A 23,294-nucleotide genomic window follows, 5' to 3' on the forward strand; every position below is an offset into this window, starting at 1 on the left:
AAAAGGAGGATGATTGACAGATTAACTCGTCATCCATCTAAGATCATTTTGTCGACTGTATCATTTATATGTGGGCAACGTATACGTTCCCCGAATTATTCGAATTGGAAGTATACGGGTGCCCAATAGCCAGAGATAGATCCGTCGGCGGTTTGGAAATATCCCAGATAGAAAGCACCGGAATTGCGTGCGGCATACCATTGGCAGTTATAGGTAGGCAGGATCTCGAAGTCACTGATGTCCACGCCTCCCTCTTTACCATAGGGATAGAGGTGGACGTAATCGTCGGTAAACCACCAGATGGCTGGCGTGCCGTAGCCATATCCGCCCCAGTCGTCCTCGGTATAGAGCGGACTGCCTGCCGGCAAACTTAGACTGAGCTTTCCGTCCTTGATGGTCAGCACCAGCCCATAGCCACTGTGCATGAAGTCGGTGATGCGGTAGACACCTCCGCCAAGGTCGTCGGCCGTCTCCTCCCATTTCTGATTAACGAAGCATGAATGCACTGGATTTATCTCACACAGAGAATACGGAGAGCATAGAGAGACTGTTAAGATCTGTGGAGATCTGGAATCTGTGTGAACATTCTCACGGGTAGAGATCTCTGTGTTCTCTGTGTGAGAATATTACAGACAAGAGGGTTAGGGCGGGGATGAACCCCGCCCTAACCCCGCAAAACATATGAGTGGGCAGATATAGTCACCAATCTTGGAACTTGGGTGTTCCAATGACGAAAGCAGGATATAGGTGATTACCAGCGTGCGGGCATTGGCAGGGATGTTAGACAAATGGAACTTACCGTCCACATCCGTGACAGTACCCAACTTGGTACCCTCAATACGAATGGAAGCTCCTGTAATCGGCTGACCGTCGTCTTCGGCGGTCACCACACCTATGACTTGTGTCACTTGTGAGAAAGCACAAGTTAACGCAAATAGCATACAGGCAAAAAGCATCAGAATCCTTTTTTCCATACAACCAACTTTATTAAAACATACTTAACTGTTATGATCTCTCTTCTCAAGGTTGTAGTCACTAAGCTCTCTATTACTATCCCGACTTATGCTTTTGTGATTGTCGTGTCTATTATGACCATTCACACTGACATCTGCATGTCCTTTTTATGAAATCTCTCTATAGTCGTGTGAATATTCTTATTTGGTTGCAAAGATAAACAATAATTTGTAAATAACAGACAAATTGATTGTATTTTTTAAAATAGACGGAATATTTACTTCATATTGATGCAAAAACGTACCAAATGATAATGTTTCATTAAATAACGAAACTAAAAGACTGCTGTCACACCAGCCATCAAGATGATATATCTTAATGCTTTTCCGAGTGTAATGCTGATCAAGCTGGTCAGGAAATTGGCACGCATCAGTCCTAAGGCAATGGTAATGGCTGAGCCAAGGATGGGCAGAAATGCGAAGAAACCCATCCAGGCACCATGTCCTGCCATAAATTGCTGAGCTTTGTCAATGTCGTGTCTCTTTACGTGGAGGTAGCGTTCAATCCATTCCAAACGCCCCATACGACCTACCCCATAGTTAAACAACGAACCGGCAACATTGCCGATGGTGCCATAGACAACCAAGGGCACCGGATGCAGTCCGGCTGCTAAGAGTCCGAGCATCACAGCCTCACTACTGAAGGGAAAGAAACTGCCGGCAAGAAAAGCAGCCAGCAACATGCCCCAATAGCCGTAGTTTTGCAAGAGCAGCGTCAGCGTATCTATCATTGTTTTCCGTCTCCTATATATAATATGGTGTAAGTCCTATATATAATATGGTGTAAGCAGAAATATAATTAAGGTGTAAACTGTAATTATAAGAGATTGTATATGGTCAGCAACAGCGCGACGGCGATGATGACAAAGAAGGCGATGTTGCTCACCCGCGAATGGGTCAAGGCCAGAAAATGTCCGATCAGTGGGGCGATGACTACGATAGCCAATGACATAAAGCCGTTGAAGAGAGTAGGGAAGACCAGCATCATCAACAGACAGCAGAAGCTCAGCGTGATGAACATCTCGTAGATCATGCGGGTGCGGATCTTATCTTGGTAGGAAAACATCAGAAAATGTACACTGCCCAATGCTGCGAGGATCATCAGAAAGATGAACGTCAGCGCCTGATGGTCGTCGATGACAGTAAGATCGAAAACGTTTCCGGGATGAGCCAATGCCGCAAAATGTGAGGATAACCAGTCGAGATGCTGGAAGACAATAGCGTACGCGCCGATAAACCAATAGGGCACCATCAGTCCCAGCAGCGATGCCAGAAAGGTGCGTGGAGACAGTGCCATGATGTTCGTGGCAAGGATGATCCACAAAAGGGGCACGAGATAGAGTATATGTACAAAGGGAATGCTGGCAAGAGACAGTGTGGCGAATGCATAGAACACCCATCCTGTGGCCCGTCCGTCCTGATAGGCATGGAGCAAAAAGATAAAGAAGACGATCAGCCCCATCTGTGCCCATCCGGCGTTTGTAGAAGACAGAAGGAAGTTGGCCGCCGTCGTCATCACGATGAACGAGCACGATACCATGCGGCTATAGATGCGTATGAGGGCATTGGCATTGTTGAGTTCGGCCATGAGCACAGAGGAGACAGCCAACAAAGCCATCTGGAGCCATGTGTCATGCCCCAACAATACCTGAATGACCATGAAGGCGGCCAAATACGTCAACGTCACCGGCAATGCCATGCGACTCTCTGCTATCCTGTTTTGTAAACGTCTTATCATCCTGTCAAAACTATAGTTTCTCTCCATGCCAAGCATGGATGAGATACATGTCAGCGAGACATGTGGTCTTAGAAAAAGTGCCTCTTCCCCAAGGTGCAGTCGGTGCTTCTTGCGCTTTTTCCCTTGGGGAGGAGAGATGAGGGCTAAAGATCCTGCCCGATGTCACTGCGGAAATACTTTCCTTCAAACTGTATCTTCTGTGCTTCTTGGAAGCTTTTCTTCAGTGCTTCTTCCTTGTTGCGGCCATAGGACGACACGGCGATGACGCGTCCTCCGTTTGTGACGACTTGTCCGTCCTTTGTTGCCGTACCGGAATGGAAGACGATGCTGTCCTCAACCTTGTCGATGCCAGAGATCGGATAGCCTTTCTTGTAAGCCTGAGGATAGCCTCCACTGACGAGCATCACGCAAACGGCAGCACGCGGATCCATTTCTACCGGGTGCTGATCGAGGTCGCCGTTGGCCACACCTTCAAAGAGGTCCACGATGTCACTCTTCAAGCGCAGCATCACCGTCTCGGTCTCCGGGTCACCCATACGGCAGTTGTATTCGATCACCATCGGTTCGCCCTTGACATTGATCAGTCCGAAGAAGATAAAGCCCTTGTAGTCGATGCCCTCTTCTGCCAAGCCTTCAACCGTAGGACGGATGATGCGGTCCTCGACTTTCTGCATCCATTCCTTGTCAGCAAACGGCACCGGTGATACGCTGCCCATGCCGCCGGTGTTCAGTCCCGTGTCGTGCTCACCGATACGCTTGTAGTCTTTGGCCTCGGGAAGTATCTGATAGTGTTTGCCATCTGTCAAGACAAAGACAGAGCACTCGATGCCGCTGAGGAACTCTTCAATGACAACCTTAGCGGAAGCATTGCCGAACATGCCGCCGAGCATCTCACGGAACTCCTTCTTGGCCTCGGCGAGTGTCGGCACAATCAGCACTCCTTTGCCGGCTGCCAGTCCGTCGGCTTTCAGCACATAGGGTGGCTGGAGCGTCTCCAGGAACCGGATGCCCTCCTCCACAGTGGTGCCGTCGAAGGTCTCGTAAGCAGCGGTGGGGATGTTGTGACGCTTCATAAAGCCCTTGGCAAAGTCCTTGCTGCCCTCAAGAACAGCTCCCTGCTTGCTCGGTCCGATCACGGGGATGGAAGCAGTACGGCTGTCGCTCTTGAAAGCATCATAGACACCGCGCACCAAAGGATCCTCTGGTCCGACTACAACCATGTCGATGGCTTTGTCCACAGCAAAGTCTTTCAAAGCATCGAAGTCATTGACACCGATTGCTACATTCTCTCCCACATTGCTCGTTCCGGCATTTCCCGGGGCAATGAAGAGTTGTGAGCATTTAGGGCTTTGGGCAATTTTCCATGCCAGGGCGTGCTCGCGGCCGCCACTTCCTAACAATAGAATTTTCATGAGATGATGAGTTGTAGAGTTATCTTTGATTTCTTTTTTGCGTTATATATATAATAAGGTGTATGCTACCGGACAATCTTTCCTTTTTGCGGCTGCTGTCGGTAAGCATCACCTTTATTTTTTGTCAGTGTCCTCGTCGAGCCATTGCCGGATGATGTCCACGATCTCGTTGCGCTCAATCTTTGGGAAAGAGACGATGCGGGTGGCATGGCTGCCACGTGGTAAGACAAAGACGTGGATGTTGTGCTTGTTTTCTAAGAAGTCTAACTTTGCCACGCCAGAACTGCCCCACGGGTCGAGACCGCCATAGATGAAGATCATCTTTGGGTCGTTGTGTCGCAGAAATGCCATCGTCTTGCGGTAGAGGGTGGGATCAAAAGGCTCGTTGCGAAGGCTGTCCGGCAACATGATGCGACGGAGATAGTCCTTGGTGGTCTTGACGGAAAGCCATTTGCGCAGTGGCTTCACGTCGTAACCATAGTACCCTAATTCCTTGGCCGCCTGCACATTGAAGGACAGGTCGCTTGACTCGACAGAGAAGTAGCCGGGGTTGCTGATACGGATCAGATGGTTGAAAAGCGTTTCGTCGCTGGCCGTCGAAGCCGGGATATCGCTTACCGGCGTGCCCCATTGCCACAGCGCGAAAGCATATTCCAGCACACAGAGGTCATAGATCTCGTTGAGCGGAGCGCGGAAGGTGAGCTGGTTTTTCGAGACATAGTCCTTGAAGAGCGGCATGAGCGCATTGCGGCGCTGTAGCACGGCTTGCTGAAACTCCCGCACCCGCTGACGTTCTTTCGCCGTTCCTACCTGGTCTCGCAGGAAGGGTTCGTGCCGTCCGTCTTCCACGCTGCGGTTGAGCGGAGCCACGTAAGGCACTGAGATGTCGACGTCGTCAGGATAGAACACACGGTAGAACAGGCAGGTCTGTCCACCCTTGCTGATGCCCGTAGCCATCCACTTGCCTTTATAGAGTCGGTGGAAGGTGGTGTTGACATGATGGAGGTCAGCCAGAGAATTCTCCACAGTGAGGTAGCGCCAGTTGCAGGGCTGCGGTGTGGAAGCGGCGAAATAGCGATACTCCACAAAGACGAGGTTGGCGTCAAAGAGCTTGGACAGTTCCTCGGCATAGCCTTCCTTGAGCGCATAGTTGCAATTGTAGCCCTCCGTAACCAGCACTGTAGGCCGGTCGAAGCCCGCATGACAGACGATGACCCGCTGTTGGAAAGCCCCCACCGTCGTGTCGTTGGGGTCGATCCATTGGCGGATGTTCATCAGGTATTTATGTTCATACTTGGTGCTCTTGAGCTCCTCAACCTTTGAGATGCCGGGCAGCGCCATGAGCTGCGCCTTGACGTCCTCCCCCCACATCTGTAAGGGGAGCAGCAAGGCAATCAGCAGTGGCAGGAGCCGCATGCCTGTCATCCAATATGCAGCCGTTTGTTTTTTCATTTCAGATAGTCATCGAAATACTGTGAGATGCGCTCGTGGAGATGCGTGGACTGATGTCCTCGCATGTTGTGCGGTTCACCGGGATAGACGAAGAAGTCGGGCTGAGTGCCGTCCTGAATGCACTGTTTGATGAATGTCAGCGCATGCTGTGGCACCACCACTGGGTCGTTGAGCCCGATGATGATCTGCAGCTTGCCCTTGAGATTCTTTGCCTTTGGCAGCAGACTCGAGTGAGCATAGCCGTCGGGATTGGTCTGTGGCGTGTCCATATATCGTTCGCCATACATCACCTCGTACCATTTCCAGTCGATGACAGGACCACCAGCTACGCCCACCTTGAAGACTTCGGGATGCGTGGTCATCATGTTGATAGTCATAAAGCCGCCGAAGCTCCAGCCGTGCACGCCGAGTCGAGTGCTGTCGACATAGCTCAGGCTCTTGAGATACTTCACGCCCTCCATCTGGTCTTCGACCTCATGGTCGCCGAGATGGCGGAAGGTGACTTGCTCAAAGTCCTTGCCGCGGTTCTCACTGCCACGGTTGTCGAGGATGAAGAGCAGATAGCCTTTCTGTGCCATGTAGGTTTCCCACCCACGGCTGCAATAGTGCCAGCGTGCGTCGACGTTGTGGGCATGCGGGCCACCGTAGACGTAGACGATGGTCGGATATTTCTTGTTTTTGTCAAAGCCCACGGGCAGCACCATACGATAGTAGAGGTCGGTCTTGCCGTCAGCAGCCTTGATCGTCCCGCAACGGTATTGAGGGACAGCGTAGCCTTTCCATGGATCGGAAGCCGTAAACCAGCGCACGGCTTTCTTTGTAGCCACGTTGACAAGGTCGATATTGCGTGGAACGGTGGGCTCCTGATAGTTGTCTACGATCATCAGGCCGTTTTCGCTGAGCGAGGCATTGTGCCATCCCTTGCCGTTGTCGAGCAGGGTGCGCTTACCGTCTTTCAGGCTTACCATCCACGTGTTGCGCTGAATGGGACTGCATTCGTTGGAAGCGTAGACGATGGCTTTGAGTTTTGTGTTGAAGCCGAGCATGTCCATCACCACCCAGGACCCTTTGGTGAGCTGCCTGAGTTGCTTGCCCTCCTTATTAAAAAGGTATAGATGGTTGTATCCGTCTTTCTGGCTTTGCATGATAAACTTGTTGCTGTCCCAGGGCAGGAAGACGATCGGGTGGAGGGGCTCCACGTATTTGTCATCAGTTTCGCGGTAGAGTTCAGCCTTCTTCTCGCCTGTGACTGCGTCGTAGCTCACGAGTCGGCAGTCGTTCTGGTCGCGGTTGAGTTCAAAGAGATAGATGGTCTTGCCGTCGGGACTCCAAGCCGGATTGGTGAAATAGCGGTCAGTAGGATCCCCGGCCTTGAGATAGATGGTCGTCCCCTTCTTCAGATCATAGATGCCAAGCGTCACTTTGTGCATCTTCTGTCCTGCCATCGGGTATTTCTCCGGTGCTGGCGTGGCGATGACACCCGTCTTTCCTTTCTCAAGGCTCTCCTTGGCTTCAGGTATGGTGACCAGTGGGAAGTCGGTGACCATGCTTTGATCCATGCGTGTGAAGAGCAGTTTCGTGCCGTCGGGGCTCCAAAAGGTGCCTTTGCTCCATCCGAACTCATCGCGGTGGACACTTTGCCCGTAGACGATGTCGCGTGAGCCGTCCTTGGTGAGCGTCAGCGTTTTGCCTCGGCCGTCAAGCACGCAGAGCTGATGGCCGCTGACAAAGGCTGTACACTCCGTGGCGGGACAGTAGTCGCTGGAGACCACCGGACCCTCGATCTCCCGCGTCCACATCAGCCTGCCGGCCTTGAAGTCGTAGAGCGCGCGTCCCTTGCCGTAATCGATCACAGCCCAACTCTTGTCGGCAAAGGGGAAGAAGACATTGTAGAGCGAACGGACTTTCTTGCCGTCACCGCCGCCTTGCTTTTGTATGTTGCTGAGCGTGAAGAGCGTTGTCTCCTTACCCGTCTGCGGATCGATGAGCGCACACTCTTCCGCGTCGAGCCTGACGGGCTTGTCGCCCCACCAGGCTGTCCAGCGGTTCTTGGCGGTCATCTGGTGATAGTTTTTGCCGCCAAAGTTCAGATCCTCAAGCGTAAACTGCTTGAGGTCTGCCGTTTTTTGCTGTGCTCCTGCTGAGAGAGTAGTCATAGCCAAGAGAACACCTAAGGTAATATGTTTAATCTTCATCTTCAAAGCGTCTGTTTTTTCCAAACTTGTCGCTGCCGCGGCGGTTGCCACGGTCGCTGCGTCCGCGGAAGTCGTCACCGCGTCGGCGATTCTTGAAATCATCGCCGCGTCGGCGTCCCTTATGGTCATCATCGTCGCGCCGACTCTTGAAGTCGTCACCACCACGTCGGCGTCCTTTGAAGTCGTCGTCGCCGAAACGTCGCTGGGAACGCGTGCCGGGAGCGGGGAAGGAGTGGAACTTAAACGATCGAATGTCGCCCTCCTCGTTGGACTCCTCTTCCTCGAGTCGTTGTTTAAACTCGCGGTTTTTCTTGAAGCGGTGCTTTTGTGCCATCTCGCGCTTCTCCTCATCGGTCTTGACGATGCCGCCCTCAGAGCGGAAATCCTTCATCTTGCCGTCGAAGAGCACATATTTTCGGAACTCACATTCCAGGCTGCCATTGTAAAGAGGTATCTTCAGGCTTGGCTTGAGCCCGATCTGCTCGAAACATTCCTCGCGGTAGCTGAGGATCCACGCCTCATTGCCGCCGAAGGCATTCTTCAGTCTTTCGCCGATCATGCGATAAGTTCCTAAGAGGTTCGGCGTGGAGATACGCTCACCATAAGGCGGATTTGTGACGATGATGCTCTTCTGCTCGGGCTTCTTGAAATTCTTGAAGTCCTGCTGCTCCACGGTGATCTCCTTCGACAGTCCGGCAGCCTTGACGTTCAGTCGAGCCGTGTTGACAGCCTTCATGTCGATGTCGTAGCCATAGATATGATAGGGGAACTCGCGCTCCTGCGAGTCGTCGTTGTAGATCTCGTCGAAGAGATTCTGGTCGAAGTCGGGCCATTTCTCAAAGGCGAATTCCTTGCGGAAGACGCCCGGCGAGATGTTGCGTGCGATGAGAGCAGCCTCGATGAGGATAGTACCGGAGCCGCACATCGGGTCAATGAAGTCGCAGTCGCCTTTCCATCCCGTCATCAGGATCATGCCAGCAGCCAGCACTTCATTCAGCGGCGCCTCTACGCTCTCTTGACGGTAGCCTCTTCGGTGCAGGCTCTCGCCGCTGGAGTCGAGCGCGATGGTGGCGTCGTCGTTGGCAATATGTATGTGTAGCCGGATATCCGGGTTGGCTACAGAGATATTGGGTCGTTTGCCTGTCTTCTCTCGGAACTGGTCCACGATGGCGTCTTTGACCTTGTAGGTGACGAAGCGTGAGTTGCGGAAGTCATCGGAGTAGACGACGGTGTCTACTGAGAACGTCTTTCCCTCAAGGATATATTGGCTCCAGTCGATTTTCTGCACCTCGGTGTAAACGTCTTCTGCCGAGCTGGCTTTGAAATGTTTTATAGGTTTCAGGATGCGGATGGCAGTGTGCAGTTGGAAGTTGGCGCGGTACATCATTTCCTTGTCACCGGTAAACGATACCATACGGCGGCCGATTTGCACGTTGTTAGCACCCAGTTGGGTCAGCTCCTGTGCCAGGACGGGCTCCAAGCCCATGAATGTCTTGGCGATGAGTTCGAATTCCATTTTAGCTAAAAATAAATATAAATGTTATTTGAATGTCGTTTATTTGTTTTTGTTGTAGATCTTGGTTTGTGGTGCCATGTCGTCCATGACCCATGTGTTGGCTCCTACGACGCATCCTTTGCCGATGGTCACGCGGCCGAGCACGGTGGCGTTGGCATAGATGACCACGTCGTCCTCGATGATCGGGTGGCGTGGGATGCCCTTGATAGGATTGCCGTGCTCGTCGAGGGGAAAGCTCTTGGCACCGAGTGTCACGCCCTGATAGAGTTTGACGTTCTTGCCGATGATACAAGTCTCGCCGATGACGACACCCGTCCCGTGGTCGATAGTGAACGAGGGACCAATGGTAGCTCCAGGATGTATGTCCATGCCGGTCTCGGAGTGTGCAATCTCTGTCATCATGCGGGGAATCAAGGGTACGCCCATCGTAAACAGTTCGTGAGCGACACGGAAAATGGTCAGCGTCTTGATCACCGGGTAGCAGGCCAGTATCTCAGCCATGCTTGTCGCTGCCGGATCACCGTTGTAGGCTGCCACCACGTCGGTGGCAAGGATGCGGCGCACGGCAGGCAGGCGGCTGATGAGTTCCGTTGCCATCTCCTTAGACTCCTTTTTGAGTGTTTCCAAGTCTCTGAGGATACAAGTGTCAGCAGAAGGCTTTTTCTCGGTATTATCGTCGTTATCGGCGAAGCACATTCCGGCCAGGATCTGTTCGGCAAGCAGTTTTTGCAGCCGCTCCACGTTCACGCCAATTTGATATTTGATGGTTTTGACGTTTACTTGTGACTTTCCAAAATAGCCGGGGAAGAGGATGGCGCGTGCCAACTGGATAATATCTTCAAGCGCCGTGCTTGAAGGCAGTGGATATCCATCCTTATGCTGATGAAACAGTCCCTTGAGCGAGCTCGGCTCGGAGAGCGCCTCTACTGTTTCCGTCAACTTGTGAGCCATATCTTGAGTACTCATCTCTCTGTAGTGTAATCTTAGCGCAAAGATACTAAATTATCGGCGAATGAGAAAACAATCGGCGATTTTTCTTTTTTTATAAGTCGTACTAATCTTCGACATGAGAAAAAGTGAAAGCTACGTTGTTGCCGTTCGCAACATTTTTACACCTGTTGTTGTTGTCATAGTTTGCTCATAGAACGATAGTGGGGGAGAGATTAGGGGATCATTGTCAATTCTTGCATAAAATACGAAAAGCCCCCTTAAGGCTCATTCTTTAGGGGGCTTGGTTGCTTACAGCCGGAAGAAGCTCTTCCGGCGATTTTTTTACTTGGATGTATTTGTTATTATGGATGCACGAGTGTACCGATTTCCTCACCATCCATGACCTTCTTAAGGTTGCCTTTCTCGTCCATATTGAAGACGTAGATAGGCAGATGGTTGTCCTGGCACATACAGATAGCAGTGAGATCCATGACACGCAGGCCACGGTCGAGCACCTCTTTGTAGCTGATGTCCTTGAACTTCTTAGCCGTCGGATCCTTTTCGGGGTCGGCGGTGTAGACGCCGTCGACACGCGTACCCTTGAGCATCACGTCAGCCTCAATCTCAATGCCACGGAGCGAAGAGCCTGTGTCGGTGGTGAAATATGGATTACCGGTACCGGCGGAGAAGATGCAGACATAGCCGGCCTGAAGTGCTTCGATGGCCTTCCACTTGTTGTAGAACTCACCGATGGGCTCCATGCGGATGGCTGTCATCACCTTGTTCTTTACTCCGATAGCTCCTAAGGCGGAACTCAAAGCCAGTGAGTTGATGACCGTGGCACACATACCCATCTGATCGCCCTTGACGCGGTCGAAGCCTTTCTGCGAGCCGCTGAGACCGCGGAAGATGTTACCTCCACCGATGACGATGCCGATCTGTACGCCCATGTCATGGATTTCCTTAATCTGTGCGGCATAATCACTCAGTCGCTCTGGGTCTATGCCATAACCTTGTTTGCCCATCAGACTCTCACCGGAGAGCTTGAGCAGAATACGTTTGAATCTCATATCTTGAATGTTAATTGTTGTATGATGAATATCAGATTGCTAAAAGGTTGAATATCAAAAGATGCGTGTTGAATTGCTTCAAAAGAGAAGCAAAATTCAGAATGATGAGCGTCTCATGCGTTGATAATGAATTCCACCTCTTTGAAAGCGTAACGCCGAATGTGGTCCTCACGGTCGCGGAGTACAAGATGACCGTCGTCTTCCACCTCTACAAGGGCAGCCTCGAAGTCGCCGTCAGCATCGCGATAGGGATAGAAGCCGTGGAGTCGGTAGAGCCATGACGTGTAGTTGCCGACGATCGTTGCGTAATCACCGTTGATGGTCGCTTGGATGTTGGCATCGAAACGCTTCAGGATATCCTGCAGGAGAGCCTCGCGGTCCACTTCGTGGCCTACGATCTGACAGAGTGAGACGGGATTGGGCGCATCACTATGGAAGGTCTGCTGGTTGACATCGATGCCCGGACCGATGACACAGTTCTTGATATGTCCGCCGCTCAGCGTATTTTCAATGAGAATGCCGCAGATTTTCTTATCCTTCCAATAGATGTCGTTGGGCCACTTGATGGTGAAATGATCGTCGTAGACAGCCAATGCATCACGGATAGCCAAGGCGATGGCTTCAGAGAGAATGAACTGGCTGGTGACAGGAATCCAAACCGGATGGAAGAGAATTGAGAAGAGCAGGTTCTTGCCCTTTTCGCTTTCCCATGTGTTGGTTCCTTGTCCACGCCCGGAAGACTGGAATTCTGTGGTGACAACCCAATAGCGGGCTTGGTCGGCCGCAGGGGTTGCCTCACCCTGCTGAGGGGTTGAGAGCATGCGACGAATATAGGCATTGGTGCTGTCGGTCTCTTCCACACGGGTGATTCGAAAGATATTCGTGCTATTGTTTTTCTTTTTAAATAAGGAGCGGATTGAAAGCATCTTGTATATGTTCTAATTGCGGGTGAGGATCATTCTCCTCTCCGATGATGGTTATGATGTCGAAGCGCAGTTCCTCTACAATGTCTCTGATTTTGACATACGTGTCGGCAGCTCGCCCAAGGTTTCTCATTTTACGGATATCGACAGCATCTTCCGGGTTGGTGATTTCTTCTTTGCTTCTTGTCTTCACCTCCACGAAGGCTACAGTCCGACGGTCAGGAGTGAGACATACGATGTCGAGATCGACCAGTCCTTTTCCCGGTCTCCAGTTACGGTCGAGGATGAGATAGTCCTTACCTTTCAGATATTGGGCAGCATAGTCTTCGCCCCATTTGCCGACATCGTTGTGAGTAGCCATTGTTGTCGATTATCTTCTGAGTCGAAAAAATTCCTGCATCAGCGTAGTACACTCCTTTTCGAGTATGCCGGAAGTGGTGGATGCTTTAGGATGCAGGGCGTGCGGCGCATAGCAAGTGTATCCCCGCTTGGGATCGCAAGCGCCATAGACAACACGCGCCACCTGTGCCCATCCGAGCGCACCGGCACACATTGTACAAGGCTCCACGGTGACATAGAGCGTGCAGTCGGTCAGATATTTGCCTCCCAAGAGATTGGCAGCAGAGGTGATAGCCAGCATTTCGGCATGAGCAGTGACGTCGTGGAGCGCCTCTGTCTGGTTGTGTGCCCGCGCAATGACGCGCCCCTTGTTCACTACAACGGCTCCCACAGGGATCTCCCCCTCCTCGAAAGCAGCCCGAGCCTCATTGAGTGCCAGCCGCATAAAGTCTTCGTCGGTCATCATTCTTTATGATATCATGTCTATTTGACCAGTATCACCAGATACTTGCTCGTACTCCAGAACAACTGTGGATTGGTGATGTGCAGGACATATTGGTTGAAGTTGTCACGCTGAAGCGTATAGCTGCTTGCCGGATGTGTGGTGAGAATCTTGGCATATTTGGAGTAGAGCTTGATATCCTTCTCCACTCTGATGTCGATCTTCATGAAGTAGTTATGGTTGAAAGACGCTTGCAGCACCTTTCCGCCAACGAGGATATTCTGCTCCTTCAGCTCACTCTTTGTTCCAAAGACATACCATGCCGTGTTGAGCTGCATGTCCTGACTGTTGATCGTCTGTGTTTTCTGCTCACTCTCGTTCTGCAGGTCAGTGATGTTGTTGTTGAGATTGTCAATGGTCTCGTCAAGTTCCGAGATATGGATATCCTTGGCGTCGAGCTCAGCTCTCAGTTCTTGGAGTTGCTGATCTTTCTCGCTCATGCGTCTCATAAGCCCCTCAATGGTACGTTTGAACTCCTGACTTTTGAAACTGCTCTGTCGCAATTGCTTTTGCAACTTGCTGATGAGCGCACGGTTTTCCTGCATTTTGTCAGTGATGATCTTGATGTTCTTGGCAATCTCCTTGGCTTTGTCCGTGGCATCACCCTCACCGGTCTGTGTGACATTAACCCGGTCCTCAGCCACATTGATGACTTCAAAACCGTCCTCAATCTGGTTCAGTGTCGCCATCATGTCGTTGATTTCGTTGTCGCGTTGGGCGATGATCTTATTGAGGGAATCAGAGACTTGTATATTTTGGAGCATAACGGGTGCTTGCTTCTTTCCCTTGCATGCGGTTACAAGAAGCATGATGCATGTCGACAACATGCACAAGAAAGAAATGTAAAGCAAGCGTTTCCTCATACCTGATGCTTTTTAGTGTCTTTGCCTGCGAGCACGATGACGATCTCACCGCGCGGTTCTGTTTCCTCGAAATGAGCGATGACCTCTTCGAGAGTGCCCCTGACGTGTTCTTCATGTATCTTGGAGATCTCCCGAGCCACGCTGACCTGTCTATCTGTGCCAAACACTTCAGCAAACTGCTTGAGGGTCTTGAGCAAGCGGTATGGCGACTCATAGAAGACCATCGTACGTGTCTCTTCTTTCAAGCTCTCCAGTCTTGTCTGGCGCCCCTTCTTCTGTGGCAGGAAGCCCTCGAAGCAAAAGCGGTCGCAGGGCAGCCCCGACGACACGATGGCAGGAATGCAGGCAGTGGCACCGGGCAGAGTGATCACCTCGATATCGTTGCGTGCCGCCTCACGGGCAAGGAAGAACCCCGGGTCGCTGATGCCCGGTGTGCCGGCATCACTGATGAGCGCGATGTTCTGCCCGGCCTTGAGACGCTCGATGATACCCGACGTTGTACCATGCTCATTGAACTTGTGGTGGGCCATGAGATGATTGCTGATCTCATAGTGCCGCAAGAGGTTGCCTGAGGTACGAGTGTCCTCAGCCAGCACCAGATCAGCCTCTTTAAGAATCCTCAAGGCACGCATCGTGATGTCTTCCATGTTTCCCACTGGAGTGGGGATGATATACAATGTACCCATAATCATTTGCAAATATAAGCAAAATATTCGCTATGCCCAAATTTTATTTGTTTTTTTCCTTAGTAAGAAGAAATGTAGATATGCAAGCGATGCCAATTCATCTTTTCTTATTATCTTTGCAAATAAAAAGAAAGAGAAGAGATGACAGAAAATCTGATAGGTGAGAGCCGTCGCCCCGGCCGCATTGAGGTGGTCTGTGGCAGCATGTTCTCCGGCAAGACCGAAGAGCTGATACGTCGTCTGCGCCGTGCCCGCTTTGCCAAACAGCACGTTGCGATCTTCAAGCCGACAATGGATGTGCGCTATTCACCCAGTGATGTAGTGAGTCACGACCATACCGCTTTACGGTCCATACCCGTGCATCAGTCCGATGAGATACTGAAGCTCTCGGGAGGATGTGACGTCGTCGGTATTGACGAAGCACAGTTTTTTGACAACCATATTGTCGCTGTGTGCAACAAACTGGCCTATCAGGGGGTACGCGTCATCATTGCCGGTTTGGACATGGACTTCCTTGGCAATCCTTTCGGACCGATGCCTGCGCTGATGGCTGTGGCCGACGAGGTGACCAAGGTGCATGCCATCTGTGTGAAGTGCGGCTCACTGGCCTATGCCAGCCATAGGCTTGTCAATGACAAGGAACAGGTGATGCTCGGTGAGAAACAAGAGTATGAGCCCCTTTGCCGAGAGTGCTTCCAAAAGGCATTGCTCAACGACAAGCGCAATGCGCAAAGCCGCAGTCTCTTTGAAAAATAGCACATGGGCAACCGTGTGCACGGATTTTATCAGTCAATCATCGTATTATGCCAAAAGAAATCACATTTGATCGTTTCATACGTTGGGTAGGAGTTGGTAGCATTGTCTTGGTAGTGCTTCTATTAGTGGACTATCTGAGCAGTGTGCTGCTACCATTCTTCGTGGCATGGCTCTTTGCCTATCTGCTCTACCCTATGGTGAAGTTTGTGGAGAACAAACTCCATGTGCGGGTGCGTGCCCTGTCGATTATCATCACGATGATCTTTGTCTTTGCCGTGATTGGCGGTATGCTCTATTTCATCATTCCGCCAATGATCGAACAGTTCCAGCGGTTGTATGTCATTCTCACCCATTGGGTGCACGGAGCAGCGCACACCAACAACATCAGCGGGTGGATTTCCAACTGGCTCATCCATAACCAGCACACGGTGGAACACTTCTTCAAGAGCCCCGACTTTACCAATATCCTGAAGAATGTAGCCCCAAAGCTGTTCTCGGTAGTAAGTCAGACGGCCAGCATCGTGATGAGCATTGTGGCCTCGCTGATCACCTTATTATATATGTTCTTCATCCTTATGGACTACGAATTCCTTACCAACAACTGGATCCGTATCTTCCCCGTGAAGAACCGTCCTTTCTGGCACGAGCTTGCAGGAGACGTAGAACGGGAGTTGAACAACTACATCCGCGGTCAAGGCCTGGTGGCTCTTTGCATGGGCATCATGTTTTGCATTGGTTTTACGATCATGGATTTCCCCATGGCAATAGGCTTGGGCATTCTTATCGGAGTACTTGACCTGGTGCCTTATCTCCATACTTTCGCCCTCATCCCGACGGCTTTCCTGGCCATGCTCAAGGCTGCCGACACTGGTCAGAACTTTTGGGTGGTCTTCGGATTGGCGGTAGGTCTCTTTGCTTTGGTACAGGTGATCAGCGACATGATCGTCACGCCGCATATCATGGGCAAGGCCATGGGACTCAATCCGGCAATTCTTCTGCTCTCGCTCTCGGTGTGGGGTGCCATCCTGGGCTTCATCGGTTTGATCATTGCTTTACCGTTGACCACGCTGATCATCACTTACTGGAAGAAATATGTCACCAAGGAAGAGAGTGTGAGAAGACTGAGGACAAAGTCTGCTGACCAACAACCGCAGAATACAGGCGGCCCGACGGCAGAGGCATAAAAGTTCTCCAGCTCTTTATACGAGGTGTGCATCGAGACACACCTCCCTTGAATACCATATTATAGATTACTTGCCCTTATGAATAAGTATATATCGTTTTGTCTTGGATGTGTCATTATGGTACTGTTGCCTCTGACTCCTTTACATGCACAAGTGATCGAGTCGCCCCGCAGCTACGCTTATCTCGTCAGATATGACAAGAGCCATACGCTTATGCGGCAGGGTAGGGACTTCAATGTTGTAGACATGGATATAGAGTGGCCAGTGGTCATAGACTCAACAAAAGTCACTCCGTTGCAACAGCAGATCGCCGCCACGGTGCTGATGTCCGACAACGCTGACTATGATACGTCCAAGCACAGCTTCCTCGCACGCTTTGGCACACCGGTGACGGAAAAGCTCGACAGCCTGCCCGACGACAGGCATTTCTGCTACGTCGACGCTTCAGCTAAGATCAAGAGCTACAGTCCGGGTAGATACATCGTCTATCAACTCGACTGCAAAGTATTGCCGCAGCCGCTGAGCGCACAACAGGCTGACGACAAACATCTTGTCTGTGTCTATGACTTGCACACTCAAAAAATATGCTCATTGGCGGACTTGATGAAGACCTATCAGTTGCAATCATCAGGCGACAGTCCTCTGATCTCGCTACTCACAAGTGTCCTTAGCGATGACGAATACAACAGTCTGCAATCCGTGGAGGTGCAGTCTGTGTGGCCCGAAGACTCTCTTGTCGGCATGCGCGTCAGATATGGTTTCGACAATGGTGGCTATACCTCAGAGTTGAAGATGCGCTACGATTATGCCAAACCGGTTTTAACCAAGAACTTCCGCAACCTCTTGAAGCCCTCGGCAGTCCATCAGCCCGTCTATGCCACACTGCCACAGATCCTCGGCAAAGACACCCTCTGCTACGCGCCAGACGTAATGCCAACAGAAAAAGACAAAGAATTGGCTCGACGCTATATGGCTGCCCAGACTATCTCCAGCTACCAGGGTGCCGGCACGGTGCTCGTCTCATATGTCGTTGATGGCGACGGCCGACCGACCGACTTGGCCGTTATCAACCCCGTCTCTCCATCGGCGGATCGCTGGGCTGTGTCGGTCGTGAGAGGAATGCCTCCATTGAAACCTGCCATGAAAGCAGGAAAAGCTGTACTGACACGGTTGGTCAGAGGATTTAGATTCCAATGAGACAGCGACTCTAAAAGGCCTCTACACCTATTTATATATTATATCTGCTAAACAGACAACCAATGACAAAAAACAGTAAACCAGTATCCCAACCATCCTGGAGGTAGTGGTCTTCATGACGGAAATGGACATCATCACCATCATCGTCACCACTGTTGTCAGTACTGTCACATCCGTCAGCTTATCAGCCGCTTTCTTCACAGAGCGTGGTTCTTGCTGATTACGATCATCGCCTTGCTGTTTATCGGCCTTGTGTCGGTCGCCATCTACATCCCCAACTTGCGTGACAGTCTGCCCGATATCGATGGATACTTCAACAATGGTGTGAAGTTGTCATCAGCGCATGGCCGACAGCAGACTTGGATGTACTGCCAGAGAGCATCAGTGTTGATAATTTGAAATCAAAACATTGATTTCTGACCGTTTTTCTATCAAAAACCAATGTTATTCCAGTTGTTCACTTTCGAATTGTAAGCTTGTTTTCTTGATCCATATCAATGTGATCATAAGGTAAATGTTACTTACAAACCGAGTCTTTTATACTTAAGTTAAAATTCATCAGATCATATGCGAGAATAGCGCTTTGTCTTTCTACTCTTTCGTTATGTCATTATATGGTCGCTAAACCTCTTAGAAGTTTAAAGCCGAACTTACACTTTGCTTATTTCGGCCCCAAATTGTTTCAAAATAAAAATAAAGGCCGCTTCTAAATTATAATCAAAATTGAGGCTAAAAATAATGATAAATTTGTGTTAAAGGAATTTGGAGATTCAATATAAATTGCATACCTTTGCAGTGTCAAAAAGAAAAAGTAAAACTAAGAAAGGAAACCGATATGAAAAAGTTGATGATTTTATCAATGATGTTTCTCGCTGTTCTGAGTGCTTCAGCTCGTAAGCATGTAAGCGAGAGCGCAACAGTAGTTGCAGACACTATCTACTACGCTGCTGATCAGCAGAACGTGCAGGATCGTGGTCAAGCTGCTTACTATCGTCTGCTCAAGCAGGATGGTAAAGGACTCAACAAGGAAGATGTCTTCCAGGACTACTATATGAACGGCAACCTCAAAGCCGAGGGTGGATACAGCTTCATCGATCTTGGCAATGACAAGAATACCGTTCTCAATGGCGAAGTCACTACATACTATGTCAATGGAAAGGAAAAGCTCCATGGCAACTATGTCAACGGCAAGCGCCAGGGCTACTTCACATTGCAGCTTCGCAACGGCGGTGTCGCTGTGGTGGAATACAGCAATGGTAAGTCGAAATACGACTACTTCATGGTTACCATGCCGGACGGTACACAGGAGAAGCGTCCTCTGAACGAGATCCATGAGCTTCTTCAGTAATCGGTAGCCAGATAACTCGATAATATAAAGTCAATACAATACAGTCTTATTTTCATAAATAGAATCTCTCTTACAATAATAATACGATTTATTTTTTAATTTCTTTTATTGAGCCCTTTGTTCGTGAGAATGAAGGGCTTTTTTATACCCATAAAAGAGGGGAAACAGATCTTCACCCCAACGTGAGTTTGGGAAGATGATCATGGGCAAATCATATTTATTTATCATAACGTCCATTATACGAAAAACTGTTTTCTAAGCCTCAAAAAGGGTAAAACATGATCATTCGATGGTAATCTATGTAAAATCAAGAAAAATCTGCTTGGATTTTTCTATCTCACAAAAGGTCCTTCGCTACGTAGGTTTCAATCATTCTCTGCTTAACGAAGGATCTTTTGCTATAGCATTACAACATAGATAACATAGCTTCGACCCCTCGAACACACAGCTTCGTCCCCAACATAACATAGCTTCGTCCCCAACATAACATAGCTTCGTTCCCAACATAACATAGCTTCGTTCCCAACATAACATAGCTTCGTTCCCAATATAACATAGCTTCGTTCCCAATATAACATAGCTTCGTTCCCAATATCACATAGCTTCGTTCCCAATATCACACGGCTTTGTTCCCAAGGTCTCTTGGCTTTGCTTCATCAAAACATTGGTAAGAACATCATAAAACATCAGAGACAGATACCATGAAATTAGTTTTCTCTCATTCTTAAGATAAAAATATTAAATAAAGTTCTGAAAGATCGTCTATTCTCCTTGCTTTTTGCTATCTTTGCAAAGTTTTTATTGCAATAACACAATTATAGGTTAATAAAATAATGAAGCAGTACAGATTAGTGGACAATGTGCTGGGATGGCTTGTGTTTGCCATAGCGGCCTTTACCTATTGCTCCACCATCGAGCCGACAGCCTCTTTTTGGGACTGTCCAGAGTTTATTACCACAGGCTATAAACTTGAAATCGGTCACCCGCCCGGGGCACCGTTCTTCATGCTCACGGCCAATCTCTTCAGTCATTTTGCCAGTGATCCTAGCCAGGTAGCACGCATGGTGAACACGATGAGCGCGTTGCTCTCAGCCACCACAATCTTGTTTCTGTTCTGGACGATCACACACCTGACACGCAAACTGATTGTTAAGGACTGGGCATCGCTGACCTTGGGCAAGACCATCGCCATAGAAGCCAGTGGTGTTGTAGGCGCACTGATCTACACATGGAGTGACACCTTCTGGTTCTCTGCCGTGGAAGGTGAGGTCTATGCCTACTCTTCAGCATTTACCGCCATCGTGTTTTGGCTGATACTGAAATGGGAAGACCATGCCGACGAGCCCCATTCCGACCGCTGGCTGGTACTCATTTTCTATATGACAGGACTCAGCATCGGTGTGCACCTGCTCAACTTGCTGTGTCTGCCTGCCATCGTGCTGGTCTACTGCTATCGTCGCTTCCCCAACATCGAGCTGAAGGGTTCTCTGATCGCCCTCTTGGTATCTTTTGTGCTGGTGGCCGCCGTGCTCTATGGCGTCATCCCGGGCATTGTCACTGTGGGCGGCTGGTTTGAGTTGCTCTTTGTCAATGTATTGGGCCTGCCTTTCAATACAGGTCTGGTCATCTACATTGCTTTGCTGGTGGCTTCCACGCTTTGGGCCATCTATGAAAGCTATGTCGGACGCAACAGAAAACTGGAGAACATCTCTACCCTCTTGGCTTTCGCGCTGATCGGTATTCCGTTTGTCGGCTACGGCTGGCGCGCCGTTGTCTGCGGCATCGTCATCCTCGCGATCGTATGGTGGCTGTTCAACCGCAAGAAGATTGTGGAAAAGAAACCGGTATATCTCGTCAGTTCTCATCTGAAAAATACCGTGCTGCTGTGTATGCTGATGCTGATGATCGGCTATTCCAGCTATGCGCTCATCGTCATCCGCTCGGTTGCCAACCCGCCGATGGACCAGAACTCTCCGGAGGATATCTTCACGTTGGGCTCTTATCTCAGCCGTGATCAGTATGGCAGCTATCCCCTACTCTATGGCCAGGCTTACACTTCGCAGGTCGCCTTGGAGCAGGATGGCGACATGTGCAAGCCTAAGATGACCGAGGGCGCTCCTATCTACAGCCGTAAGGAAAAGGCTTCCAAGGATGAGAAGGACTCTTACTTCATCGTCTCTCACCGCAACAACTATATCTATGCGCAGAACATGCTCTTCCCCCGTATGTGGGACAGCAACCATGCACAGGACTACGAGAGTTGGATGGGTGGCGTAGATGGTACTGAAGTTCCCTATGACCGTTGCGGTGAGCAGATGACCGTGAAGATGCCTTCACAGATCGACAATATCAAGTTCTTCCTGTCCTACCAGTGCAACTTCATGTACTGGCGCTACTTCATGTGGAATTTTGCAGGTCGCCAAAACGATATTCAGGGCAATGGCGAGCCTGAGCACGGCAACTGGATCACGGGTATCTCTTTCCTCGACAACGCCCGCCTGGGTGATCAGAGCAAACTGCCTGACGATCTGAAGATGAACAAAGGTCACAACGTCTTCTATTGTCTGCCCTTGCTGTTGGGTCTCATTGGACTTTTCTGGCAGGCATTCCGTGGTCGTCGCGGCATCCGTCAGTTCTGGGTAGTCTGCTTCCTGTTCTTCATGACAGGTCTTGCCATCGTTGTCTACCTCAATCAGACGCCGGTACAGCCACGTGAGCGTGACTATGCTTACGCCGGTTCGTTCTATGCCTTCGCCATTTGGTGTGGTATGGGCGTGGCCGCCTTGGTCGACCTGATGAAGAAATATCTCAAGGTCGAAAGCCCGATCGCTATCGGTGCGCTCAGTCTTGCGTGCCTGCTCGTACCTATTCAAATGGTCAGCCAGACGTGGGATGACCACGACCGTTCTGGCCGTTACACCTGCCGCGACTTCGGCCGCAACTATCTGATGACGCTCCAGGACAAGGGCAATCCGATCATCTTCACCAACGGTGACAACGATACCTTCCCACTCTGGTACAACCAGGAGACAGAGGGCGTACGCACCGACGCACGTGTCTGCAACCTCAGCTATCTGCAAACCGACTGGTATATCGACCAGATGAAGCGTCCGGCTTATGGTTCGCCTTCCGTGCCTATCACCTGGCCGCGTCTCGACTACTGTTCGGGAACCAACGAATATGTCGAAGTTAACCCAAGTCTGAAGTCACAGGTTCTTGACTTCTACAAGAAGAATCCGATGGCCGCTAAGGCTCAGTTCGGTGACAATCCATTCGAACTGGCCAACGTGATGAAGTACTGGGTACGCTCTAAAGACGCAGACATGCATGTCATACCGACCGATACGCTCTACGTTACCATCGACAAGAACGCTGTCAAGCACAGTGGCATGATGATGGCCAGTGACACCATCCCCGACCGTATGGTCATCTCGCTGAAAGGCAAGAACGCTCTTTACAAGAACGACTTGATGATGCTGGAGATAATTGCGCACTGCAACTGGACGCGGCCTATCTATGTCGCCTTGACGGTGGGTCAGGAAAACTATATGAATCTCGGTGACAACTTCATTCAGGAAGGTCTTGCCAACCGCATTTCGCCGTTCACAACCAACGCTCCGGGCGCTAAGAACTACGACACGCAGAAGGTCTACAACAACCTGATGTTCCGCTACCGCTATGGTGGTCTGAGCAAGCCTGGCCTGTATATCGACGAGACCGTCATGCGCATGTGTTACACTCATCGCCGTCTCTTCGGTCAGCTTGCCCTTCACCTTATCGCCGAGGGACAAAAGGCCAAGGCACTGAAGGTGTTGCAGAAGGCTGAGAAAGAGCTCCCGACATACAACATTCCGATGAACTACATGAGTGGCGGCAATGACATTGCCCATGCCTACGCCCTGTTGGGACAGAAGAAGAAGGCGTTGGAAGTTATCAACCAAGTATGGAAGAATGCCAGCCAATACGAGCAGTACTATCTGAGTGAGGAAGGCATTCAGTTCCAAGGCTCTCAGCGTGACTGCCTGATGCAGCTGTCGATTATGACAGAGATGACTAAGATCACTGAACTGGTTGACCCAGCTCTGGCCAAAAAGCAAAACAGCCAAATCGACGCCTACTATCGCATGTATGTAGGTAAAGGCGGTCAGCAATTAGGACAGTAACCTCGCC

General features: G+C 50.3%; 21 protein-coding genes. 6 read left to right on the forward strand and 15 right to left on the reverse strand.

Annotated elements, in window-relative coordinates; all coding sequences use genetic code 11:
- Positions 1-95: 95 nt before the first annotated feature.
- From FYJ73_RS05140 to rsmI, 15 genes are all read right to left on the reverse strand, one after another.
- Positions 96-506, reverse strand: coding sequence for a hypothetical protein (locus tag FYJ73_RS05140; protein WP_154533637.1), 411 nt, complete (start codon positions 504-506; stop codon positions 96-98).
- A 135-nt stretch (positions 507-641) separates the two neighbouring features.
- Positions 642-908, reverse strand: a complete 267-nt coding sequence (locus FYJ73_RS05145) for a carboxypeptidase-like regulatory domain-containing protein (RefSeq protein ID WP_206081692.1) — start codon at positions 906-908, stop codon at positions 642-644.
- 380 nt (positions 909-1,288) lie between these two features.
- Positions 1,289-1,744 (reverse strand): YqaA family protein, encoded by a 456-nt coding sequence (locus FYJ73_RS05150; RefSeq protein ID WP_154533639.1) that lies wholly within the window; start codon positions 1,742-1,744, stop codon positions 1,289-1,291.
- An 86-nt stretch (positions 1,745-1,830) separates the two neighbouring features.
- A complete protein-coding gene (locus FYJ73_RS05155) occupies positions 1,831-2,751 on the reverse strand; it encodes a hypothetical protein (protein ID WP_154533640.1) in 921 nt (306 codons plus the stop codon).
- Positions 2,752-2,894: 143 nt separating this feature from the next.
- Positions 2,895-4,163: a phosphoribosylamine--glycine ligase gene (gene purD / locus FYJ73_RS05160; protein WP_154533641.1), complete on the reverse strand. Its 1,269-nt coding sequence runs from the start codon at positions 4,161-4,163 to the stop codon at positions 2,895-2,897.
- A gap of 114 nt (positions 4,164-4,277) precedes the next feature.
- Entirely contained in the window at positions 4,278-5,615 is a 1,338-nt protein-coding gene (locus FYJ73_RS05165; RefSeq protein WP_235899238.1) for a S28 family serine protease, read from the reverse strand.
- Positions 5,612-7,810 (reverse strand): S9 family peptidase, encoded by a 2,199-nt coding sequence (locus tag FYJ73_RS05170; RefSeq protein ID WP_154533642.1) that lies wholly within the window; start codon positions 7,808-7,810, stop codon positions 5,612-5,614. Before FYJ73_RS05170 ends, FYJ73_RS05165 begins: the two co-directional genes overlap by 4 nt.
- Positions 7,800-9,326: a THUMP domain-containing class I SAM-dependent RNA methyltransferase gene (locus FYJ73_RS05175; protein WP_154533643.1), complete on the reverse strand. Its 1,527-nt coding sequence runs from the start codon at positions 9,324-9,326 to the stop codon at positions 7,800-7,802. Before FYJ73_RS05175 ends, FYJ73_RS05170 begins: the two co-directional genes overlap by 11 nt.
- 39 nt (positions 9,327-9,365) lie before the next feature.
- Entirely contained in the window at positions 9,366-10,292 is a 927-nt protein-coding gene (epsC, locus tag FYJ73_RS05180) for a serine O-acetyltransferase EpsC (protein ID WP_154533644.1), read from the reverse strand.
- 326 nt (positions 10,293-10,618) lie between these two features.
- Positions 10,619-11,326 (reverse strand): UMP kinase, encoded by a 708-nt coding sequence (pyrH, locus tag FYJ73_RS05185; protein ID WP_154533645.1) that lies wholly within the window; start codon positions 11,324-11,326, stop codon positions 10,619-10,621.
- 113 nt (positions 11,327-11,439) lie between these two features.
- Positions 11,440-12,186, reverse strand: a complete 747-nt coding sequence (locus FYJ73_RS05190) for a biotin--[acetyl-CoA-carboxylase] ligase (RefSeq protein ID WP_336509578.1) — start codon at positions 12,184-12,186, stop codon at positions 11,440-11,442.
- A gap of 40 nt (positions 12,187-12,226) precedes the next feature.
- A complete protein-coding gene (locus tag FYJ73_RS05195) occupies positions 12,227-12,610 on the reverse strand; it encodes a YraN family protein (RefSeq protein ID WP_154533647.1) in 384 nt (127 codons plus the stop codon).
- 9 nt (positions 12,611-12,619) lie between these two features.
- Positions 12,620-13,051: a nucleoside deaminase gene (locus FYJ73_RS05200; RefSeq protein WP_154533666.1), complete on the reverse strand. Its 432-nt coding sequence runs from the start codon at positions 13,049-13,051 to the stop codon at positions 12,620-12,622.
- A gap of 20 nt (positions 13,052-13,071) precedes the next feature.
- Positions 13,072-13,953 (reverse strand): Cbp1 family collagen-binding glycoprotein adhesin, encoded by an 882-nt coding sequence (locus tag FYJ73_RS05205; protein WP_206081693.1) that lies wholly within the window; start codon positions 13,951-13,953, stop codon positions 13,072-13,074.
- Positions 13,950-14,639: a 16S rRNA (cytidine(1402)-2'-O)-methyltransferase gene (gene rsmI, locus FYJ73_RS05210; RefSeq protein ID WP_154533648.1), complete on the reverse strand. Its 690-nt coding sequence runs from the start codon at positions 14,637-14,639 to the stop codon at positions 13,950-13,952. Before rsmI ends, FYJ73_RS05205 begins: the two co-directional genes overlap by 4 nt.
- Before the next feature lie 141 nt (positions 14,640-14,780).
- Between rsmI and FYJ73_RS05215 the strand changes: the two genes are divergently transcribed.
- The 6 genes from FYJ73_RS05215 (at position 14,781) to FYJ73_RS05240 (ending at position 23,287) form a co-directional block, all read left to right on the forward strand.
- Positions 14,781-15,395, forward strand: coding sequence for a thymidine kinase (locus FYJ73_RS05215; protein WP_154533649.1), 615 nt, complete (start codon positions 14,781-14,783; stop codon positions 15,393-15,395).
- Positions 15,396-15,442: 47 nt separating this feature from the next.
- A complete protein-coding gene (locus FYJ73_RS05220) occupies positions 15,443-16,579 on the forward strand; it encodes an AI-2E family transporter (RefSeq protein WP_154533650.1) in 1,137 nt (378 codons plus the stop codon).
- A 78-nt stretch (positions 16,580-16,657) separates the two neighbouring features.
- Positions 16,658-17,776, forward strand: a complete 1,119-nt coding sequence (locus FYJ73_RS05225) for an energy transducer TonB (RefSeq protein ID WP_154533651.1) — start codon at positions 16,658-16,660, stop codon at positions 17,774-17,776.
- Positions 17,777-17,989: 213 nt separating this feature from the next.
- Positions 17,990-18,175: a hypothetical protein gene (locus FYJ73_RS05230; protein ID WP_154533652.1), complete on the forward strand. Its 186-nt coding sequence runs from the start codon at positions 17,990-17,992 to the stop codon at positions 18,173-18,175.
- Between the two features lie 436 nt (positions 18,176-18,611).
- Positions 18,612-19,124, forward strand: coding sequence for a toxin-antitoxin system YwqK family antitoxin (locus FYJ73_RS05235; protein WP_154533653.1), 513 nt, complete (start codon positions 18,612-18,614; stop codon positions 19,122-19,124).
- An 833-nt stretch (positions 19,125-19,957) separates the two neighbouring features.
- On the forward strand, positions 19,958-23,287 hold the full coding sequence (locus FYJ73_RS05240; RefSeq protein ID WP_154533654.1) for a protein O-mannosyl-transferase family: 3,330 nt from the start codon (positions 19,958-19,960) through the stop codon (positions 23,285-23,287).
- Positions 23,288-23,294 lie beyond the last annotated feature (7 nt).

Origin of the sequence: Hallella mizrahii, from assembly GCF_009695775.1 — a bacterium.
Taxonomy (GTDB): Bacteria; Bacteroidota; Bacteroidia; order Bacteroidales; family Bacteroidaceae; genus Prevotella; species Prevotella mizrahii.